This is a genomic window from Cognatundibacterium jejuense (assembly GCF_014284255.1).
GTDB lineage: Bacteria > Pseudomonadota > Gammaproteobacteria > Burkholderiales > Burkholderiaceae_D > Undibacterium > Undibacterium jejuense.
On sequence record NZ_JACOFV010000082.1, the window covers coordinates 1 to 255 of the forward strand.

1 tRNA gene is annotated in these 255 nt (G+C 45.9%); it reads left to right on the forward strand.

The window, feature by feature from the left end:
- Positions 1–171 precede the first annotated feature (171 nt).
- Positions 172–247: transfer RNA gene (locus H8K32_RS20110), tRNA-Ala, on the forward strand.
- Positions 248–255 lie beyond the last annotated feature (8 nt).

Here is a 255-nt window from a genome sequence, read left to right on the forward strand (position 1 = left end):
CGGAAGGTGCGGCTGGATCACCTCCTTTCTAGAGTAGCGCTGTAGTTGAGTGTTCACTTTTATTGACTGTTAAATTAGATAACGAGAATAAGTTAAGGCTGAGTAGTAAGTTAGGCTTTAATAAGAAAAGTAGTTATGTTTCAGCTGGAGAGTTAGCTAGCTGAAGTATAAGGGGGTTTAGCTCAGCTGGGAGAGCACCTGCTTTGCAAGCAGGGGGTCGTCGGTTCGATCCCGTCAACCTCCACCAATACTGGG